Annotated in this window: 6 protein-coding genes and 1 pseudogene; 6 read left to right on the top strand and 1 reads right to left on the bottom strand. The window is 44.0% G+C overall.

The genetic code is table 11. The features are described 5' to 3' along the window. Nucleotides 1–217 precede the first annotated feature (217 nt). Both CSQ89_RS18425 and CSQ89_RS18420 read left to right on the top strand, forming a co-directional pair. Entirely contained in the window at nt 218–835 is a 618-nt protein-coding gene (locus CSQ89_RS18425) for a tyrosine-type recombinase/integrase (RefSeq protein WP_099407539.1), read from the top strand. 123 nt (nt 836–958) lie between these two features. Beyond that, a pseudogene (locus CSQ89_RS18420) lies at nt 959–1,087 on the top strand (IS630-like element ISPa47 family transposase); the annotation flags it as partial. Nucleotides 1,088–1,864: 777 nt separating this feature from the next. On the opposite strand, the gene CSQ89_RS18415 reads toward CSQ89_RS18420, so the two are convergent. Further along, nucleotides 1,865–3,280 (bottom strand): M14-type cytosolic carboxypeptidase, encoded by a 1,416-nt coding sequence (locus tag CSQ89_RS18415; RefSeq protein ID WP_099407538.1) that lies wholly within the window; start codon nt 3,278–3,280, stop codon nt 1,865–1,867. Between the two features lie 466 nt (nt 3,281–3,746). Here CSQ89_RS18415 and CSQ89_RS18410 point away from each other — a divergent pair, with 466 nt between their 5' ends. The 4 genes from CSQ89_RS18410 to CSQ89_RS18395 form a co-directional block, all read left to right on the top strand. Continuing rightward, nucleotides 3,747–4,199 (top strand): tyrosine-type recombinase/integrase, encoded by a 453-nt coding sequence (locus tag CSQ89_RS18410; RefSeq protein ID WP_099407537.1) that lies wholly within the window; start codon nt 3,747–3,749, stop codon nt 4,197–4,199. A 434-nt stretch (nt 4,200–4,633) separates the two neighbouring features. Continuing rightward, a complete protein-coding gene (locus CSQ89_RS18405) occupies nt 4,634–5,746 on the top strand; it encodes a ParA family protein (protein WP_099407536.1) in 1,113 nt (370 codons plus the stop codon). Beyond that, nucleotides 5,743–6,615 carry a ParB/RepB/Spo0J family partition protein gene (locus CSQ89_RS18400; protein WP_099407535.1) on the top strand — a complete coding sequence of 291 codons (873 nt, stop codon included), beginning with the start codon at nt 5,743–5,745 and terminating at the stop codon, nt 6,613–6,615. The genes CSQ89_RS18405 and CSQ89_RS18400 overlap by 4 nt, the downstream gene beginning before the upstream one ends. Nucleotides 6,616–7,328: 713 nt before the next feature. Next, a partial coding sequence (locus CSQ89_RS18395) for a replication initiation protein (protein WP_233203313.1) occupies nt 7,329–7,641 on the top strand: 313 nt, incomplete at its 3' end.

The raw sequence follows: 7,641 nt of genomic DNA, 5'->3' as shown, positions 1-7,641 counted from the left end.
CGCCCTGCCCCTTCATTTCTTGCAGCCTCATCCGCGATTAAGCTCAAAATCCATCAAAATGCCTAGATGGCCTCTGATCCACATCAGGACCGTTCTAGCGATTTTGGTGCGGCCCTACTTCCGAAAAGGATCCCTTAACGGAACTAGCGGATTTTCATTGTCTTTTGGCGCCGCTATGACCTAATATCCGGCCACCCCCTACCCTGTTGTTGTGACCATGGCTGAAAAACGCAAACGTAAAGCCCCTACGCTCTGCGCTGAAGAATTGGACGCCGTCCACCGCGCTATCGATCAATACTCGCCCTTTTTTGAACGCGATCGCGCCATCATTGCACTGTCGTTTTACAGTGGGCTGCGTGCGAAGGAGTTGGCCAACATCACCCTGGATGTCCTGGTCGATGGTCGAGGCCGGGTTCGGGAGGTGGTGCAATTATCGCCCGCCATGACCAAGGGGTCGGAGTTCGGGGAGATCTATATTACGCACCCTGAAGCCCGTGCCGACTTGGTGGCGTATGTGCGGAAACGACTCGAGGAAGAAAAAGCCGCCTTGCATGAACGCCTTTTTCTGAGCCGTTGGCAAAAGCCCATTTCGCCCGACTGCATGCGACAGATGATCAAGACGCTTTTTCAGCGGGCTGGTATCAAGGCGACCAGCCATAGTGGTCGGCGGACTTTTGCAACCTCACTGGATCAGTTGGGTGCGTCGCTTCGTGAGGTGCAAGCGTTGATGCGACATAGGAATTTCACTACCACCATGATGTACATCACGGCTAATCCTGCTCGGCTGCGAAAGCTTGTCAACCGAATGGCAGTGATAACAAGCAATGGTGAGTAGTGTCATTTCCATTTCTTACATCAATGAAGTTACATTTCTATATTAGCGGTACACATACCTGTACTTTGGGAATTAGATAAAACTTACTTAACAGGGCGCTGTTGCAAAAAATATGGTCGTGCTGCCCGCAGTCGTGAAGAACTGGAATCCCGCGTTCGCTCGGTGCTCAAACGCCTGCAGTTGCGGCCTGAGCGTATTCGTTCCTATTTCCGTCACCCCAAGATCGCTTATGCGGCGGATTTGGGGTATTAAATTGCCGGGTTTATAGTATTCTGGCTATTACTGGGAGTAGCGGAGTATTTTCGAGGTTATTTTGCAGTGTTTGGTTATATTTTGTCGTTTGTCGGGTTAGTCGCTTCCCTGGTTACGGTGTATTGTCTACATATAAAACCATAAAGGCCTTTTGTTATTGGTGCAATAGCCAACCTCGTGCTGACGCTCATTATTGGTTGGTTGGCCAATCGTATCCTGCTAGGCGGTACTATTTTTGGTATTGTCGTCGTTGCAATATTTGGAATACCAAGCCTTGCAAATACCTGTTGGCACCCCCTTCGAGCAGCCCAACAAATGTTCGCTAAAAAATCACCAAATCAGCATTAATGGTGACAAATGGTACTAATTTAGTGATATCGAATTTTGATGATAAGCAACGGAATTTAAATATATTTACCACGGAAGTACCATGTAACAATGCTGATTTTATTGGCTGAAAATAAAAAGGATAAATATTAATATTGGTTGTGCCCAGCCAAGTTACTGAACTTAAATAAAAATTATGATTATGAAAGGAAACAATTTTCAATGTTCAAGTTGCAAAATTAATTAGCTATGATTATTTAAGATTTAAGAGCAAATATTTTTTCTTCGTTTTAAATGCTGGGGGTGGACCAGATATTTTATTTATGGAGAAAGTAATGCGGATTCCCTTTCAATCTAATGATTAAAGGTGAGCAAAAGTTGAGGCAAATCCCGGGTTAGCAGAATTTGCCTATCTAAGCATTAAAGATTTATGAAACGCAATCCACCTATTTATTCTTGATACTCATATATCTCTGGTTTGAATGGTAATGGGAACATCGACATATCTTTTTCCCTCAGTATTTCTTTCGGTAAGGCCCCTAGCGTACTCATCTCATTGATGGATTTTGCGACAGCCACACCTAAGTTTCGTAAGTCGTTCTGGGTGATCCAATGATCAAAGCCAGCACGCCCATAGGTCGTCTCTAAAGTCATCGCATTGACTGCGTCTGATTTAAACGTCCACCACCATGTTTCCGGAAAATAAGTGTTAAGAAAACCCGCACCGCCTTCAACGGGGGGGCGTTCTATTTTCCCATCATAATTTTGCGCCACTAATTTGATAAACCGTAGTTGCTTTCGCCAAAGGCTCTGCTGTTGTGGCGTGAATTTAGCGGTATCGCTACCGAAATGTGGGAAGAAAAATGCCGCGGTGTCGGGATTTGAATTAGACGAATGCAAGTTTAATGCTAAGGCAACGGATTCGGTATTATTCAATAAAGTCGGTACCATACCCCCTAGATTAATCTGTCGGTTCTCGGTGGGGGCAGTATCTTTCAAATAATAATGGCCCGGATCAAAGCGCCATTGACTCTCAAGATTAATACTTGTGGCATTAGTTCGATAATTGCCTAGCACAATGCCATCGAGGTTATGCATAGGCACTATTTTAAATATGTATTTCTGCCGCAGCGCTTGGCCCAGGGGGGTTTCTTCCAATGCGGCTTTGATCAATCCCTCTAATAGATAGGAAGGACCCGTCTCTGCGGGATGCGTTCTTGCATGTATCCAGACCGTTTGTTTGTTAGTTAGCTTGGTATGATCGGCGATGGTAATCAGTTGGATGGGCTTTTGCTTGGCAGGCGTAGAGCCCAATACATCGGTTTGTATATAGGGACTGGCAGTCGTGGTGGCCAGAAAGGACGCCAGGTCTTGGGTGGTATAGGGATAGGTCCGTGCTATCCAGACGGTATTGAACTTGAACTTCTTATTCAGAATAAGGCGGCAGGATTCCGGTATTGCGACATTGCAGTTGGGTTGGAGCGTCACCTCCTGCTCATTAAAATACTGCCATTTCTGTCCATCATATGAATAAAGGGGGAGAAAGTAATAATTAAATCCAAGGCGGGTGACTTCAAGGCGCAAGCTTTGTTCGGTAGGTACGTTGTCCATGCGCACATACCACCAAGTACGAAAGCTATTCGGCAGACTCGCATTATTGTTGTCATCCCGTAAGCCTAATTCCCACGCTAATCCTGTGCTATCCAGCCTTCTTATATGGGGCAGACTGCCCGATTCAAAATCGGCAGAGAATCGCAACGGCGAGTTAGTTGCCCCATTTCCATCTTCATCACCGCATGCGATCTGTAAAACGAGTAATAAACCTATAAAAAAGCGTTGTCCTATTCGTTTAGGTACATTTAGCATGATCGCCTCACGTTATTTAAGTGCTGGGAGCCATACAGCAATAGCCAAGACTGCTTATCCTATGCGGATAAAGTGATGAGGTGAGATTACGAGCCAGATGGTATTAACGGCCTATAGTCAAATTGACCACACTTATATATCAATAGTTCCTAATATATCGCCCCTGTAGGCGATGGTCCCGCTGCGCCGTGAAGTGGGTCCAGTTTCTCCCCCTATTTCTAGGGTCGGTTTGCGTAAATTTCCTCAATTTCCCTAGATGACCTCTGATCCAGTTCAGGACCGTTCTGGCGATTTTGGTGCGACCCAGTATCTCTTATTTCCGGATATCCCCGCTTCTTCCTTCCAATAGGTGATTCGTATGGTTGCCAAACGTAAGCACAAGGCGCCGGTGCTCTGTGCCAAAGAATTGGTGGCGGTCTACCGTGTCATTGATAAGTATTAGCCTTACTTTGAACGCGACCGAGCTATCGTTGCTTTATCTTTCTATAGTGGCTTGCGCGCCAAGGAGGTAGCCAACATCAATTTGGATGTGCTTCTGGATCGGCGGGGACGCGTGAAGGAGATTGTGCCCCTCGACCCTTCCATGACGAAGGGGGCCGAGTTTGGGGAGATCTATGTCTGTCATCTTGAGGCGCGTGCCAACATCGTTGCTTTTATTCGTAAGCGCCTGGTCGATGATAAAGCGGCACGGCATGATCGCCTGTTTTTGAGTTATCTAAACAAACCCATCTCCATGCGGCAGCTGCTCAAGATGTTATTTGCTCCTGCAGGTATCAAAGCAACCAGTCATAGTAGTCGGCGTTCATTTGCTATCTCCCTAGATCAAGGAGGTGCTTCGATTAAGGAGATCCAGGCGCTGATGCGGCATGGGAATATCACATCAACAATGGGTTATGTCACAACGAATCCAGCGCGATAGTGTAATGCCATGGCTAGTTTGCAATTGGAAGATGCAGCTGACTATGAATTGATAACTTAGTCCGAAGTGATAGCACTGCTAGCTATCAAAGTTAAGAATTCTTACATTGACTAATCATGGGGTGAAGGAAATGTGTGACTAGTCTGGGACCGATGCGAAATCATGCTTTGGTGATTAGCGTTCGTGCACCTGTTGTGAACGTCCAACATCAGAACTATCTGCAATTTTGTATTTTTTTTTAAATTTTTAGGTGACCCAAAGTACCCTAAACCAAGCAGTAGCAAGGCTTTCATACCATAAGTGATTGATATGGTTAATTTTTTCTTTTATTTACCTTGAAAAAATTTAGCGTTAAAAAAGCTTTCAGTTAAAAAAATTCGCGTTTTTTTAGAATTTCTTTATACTGAAAGAAATGTCTTGATTGGTGGGGTTTGATGGATACTTCTTTACCTTGGGGCGACAGCGTAAATCTACGCCCTTCGATTCTTGCTCTGATGATGGGGTTTAGTCCTGCTTATATGACAAAGCTGGAAGAACTCTCAGGCATCACTGCAAAGAAACAACCAAATTCACCCAGTCGTTTCTTCAGCCCTGATGACCTTTTTCGCATTGCCAGATTTAGACGAAATCGCGGTGATGTTGAACGGTTAGACAAACAGATATGCATTGCCGTTTATTTGCCAAAAGGTGGTGTTGGTAAGACGACAACCGCCATTGAACTCGGTGTTCAATTCGCAATTCAAGGGTACAGTGTATTAATGGTCGACCTTGACCCACAGGGTGATATGTCACAAGCGTTAGGCTATGACCCTGAGTTAACGGATGAATATGCTGAACAAATCGGTGTTCCCCTTGGCTTAGTTGTAAACCACACGATTTCAGATCTCTTCGATTTGCCGCCAGTCTGTAAGAAGACACCCTTAGATAAGGTTATTAAAAAGCCCTACGGTGAGTGTGGGCCACATCTTATACCCGCTGATGTCTCATTAATTGATTTCGAAGAGTATCTATCGATTCAAGTTGGAAAAGAGAATCGGTTGTCCCGTCTCATGAGTGATGCAAGAGATGGACGCTTACCTCATATGGATACAAGTAACTACGACATCGTTATCTATGATTGCCCGCCTGGTGGAAGTACATTAACGACAAATGCACTATTAGCTAGTGATATTGTTGTTTCACCTGTTTCTCTGAATATGTTCTCTCTTAAAGGGATTTCACGCTTCGGTGGTCGTTTGCAGCGTTTAAATGAAACATTTCATTACAACCCTGATGTAATAACAATCCCTGTTTTTTTTGAAGCAAAACTGAACCGTGTAATGGATAACATGGGACATTTAAGAAATCACTTTCGCGAAACAACTACAGAAAATACCGTTCGCAAGTCAGAAGATTTATCCGCTGCTTTAGATGCGCGTGTACCTGTCAGTCTGTTGAAACCAAAAAGTAAAGTCGCAGAAGACTATCGAATGGTTGCTGCAGAAGTGATTGCGAAAGCTATTAAGCGTGCCAGTAGGCAAATGGCACTACCTGGGGTGTTGAAATGAGTAAGACTTTTCGACAACCACCCCCAATTATTGTTACTAAGCTTCCTGCCAACAAATCCCAAGAAAATCCTCACAAGTTACCAATAGGTAGTGAAGAAGTTAGTAGAGTAGTACATAAAATTCGCGTCGATTTAATCGACGATAATCCAATACCTGCTCGTCATGCTTATCCAAAAAGTCTTGTAGATTCAAGGGCAGACGAGATCTTACGTGATGGACAACTTGATCCTATCAAAGTAAGGCCAGGTATAAATGGCAGGTATTTTTTGATTGATGGGAAAACAAGAGTTCTTGCTTTTCGTAGCCATAATATTTCTCCAACTATAGATGCAATTATTAAAGATGTAGATGAGTTAACTGCTGCCGTTGAAGGCTTTGCCGCAAATCATGATCGTGATAATGGGTGTGATTTAGATGAAGCCTATTTTTTCCATGAGTTAATGAGCAAAACTCAGGAGTCGCAAAGTTCGCTTTCGAGACGAATCAATGTAAGTCAATCAAAGATTAGTTTGAGTCAAAGTTTTTTTAGATTGCCAGATGACGCGCTGAAAGCCATTTTGATTTCAGAAAATCCAAATGCGGTTACATATAACCATATAAAACTTCTTGCTCCGCATTTTGAAGTACTTGGAAAGAATTTAACTGCATTGATTATCTCTCTTTTGGAGAATAATTGGACAAGGTCGCAATTTAAAGAAGCAATTGATGTTGCTTTAAATATTAAGAAGGAAGTTAGTAAGTCGGCAATTCGCCAGTTCGGCCCAGTTTCTGTTTCTGTGGGAAAAGCTTCTCTGAGGTTAGACGGTCTAAGTGAAAATAAGAAGAATGAGTTGCTTATTAAAATCGAAGAATGGCTTCAAAGCAGATAGCTATGATCATGATCATAGCTTCAAGGTGAGCTTTCTACGACAAAGAGCTTGTTGCAGTAAGTTAGGATTACCTTAGAGCTGGAATAGCTATGATCATGATCATAGCTTCAAGGTGAGCTTTCTACGACAAAGAGCTTGTTGCAGTAAGTTAGGATTACCGTAGAACTGGAGTAGCTATGATCATGATCATAGCTTCAAGGTAAGCTTTAAACGACGAAGAGCTTGTTTCAGCAGGTTAGGATTGCCGTAGAGTTGGAATAGCTATGATCATGATCATAGTTTCAAGGTGAGCTTTCTACGACGATGAGCTTGTTTTGGCAGGTTAGTAGTGCCATTGAGCAGAGATAGCTATGATCATGATCATAGCTTACCTACTAAAGACTAAAAGAGCATGTTTCAGTATGTGGAGTAAGTTAAACCTAAGTACTAACTAGTTCGACAATTACAAATGGAAAAGCCCGCTTTTTCGAGCGGGCTTTAGACTACATTAACCGAGCTTTAGGCCCGGGCACACACACATTTCACTTTGCAGAGTGACGTGATGTGACGATGACAACCTGTTATGCAATGTCATTGTAGGTGCCTTGACCTCAGCGCGCAAGTATTCGTTCGTCTTTTAGGGATGAGCGACGAGGGTTATGGCTACAAAACTACAAACACAGACAACACATGTAGAACGATTTTATGAAAAAGGGTCCGCACTCCATCGTGTAATGATGGAAGCCCCTTATTTGCCACGCTGCTCAGACGATAAGACAGCGACCCGCGTTCGTCCGCGCGAATACGCCATTCGTTATCCCTACATGCAAATCAATCGGCCAGGGTTTGTAAGCTGGTTGATCTTCGACCTCGACCATAAAAAGGCGATGATTTGGGAGGATGCGGGGTTACCTGCACCGAATCTGATTGTCCGTAATCGGTCTTCCGGGCATAGTCATCTCTATTACGCGATTCCACCCGTCTGTACGACGGAGGCTGCGCAGCCTAAGCCTATTCAGTATATGAAGGCAGTCTATGAAGCCTTCG

The sequence above is a fragment of the Chitinimonas sp. BJB300 genome, assembly GCF_002735695.1.
Lineage (GTDB): Bacteria > Pseudomonadota > Gammaproteobacteria > Burkholderiales > Chitinimonadaceae > Chitinimonas.
This window is presented reverse-complemented; position numbering and strand designations above follow the sequence as displayed.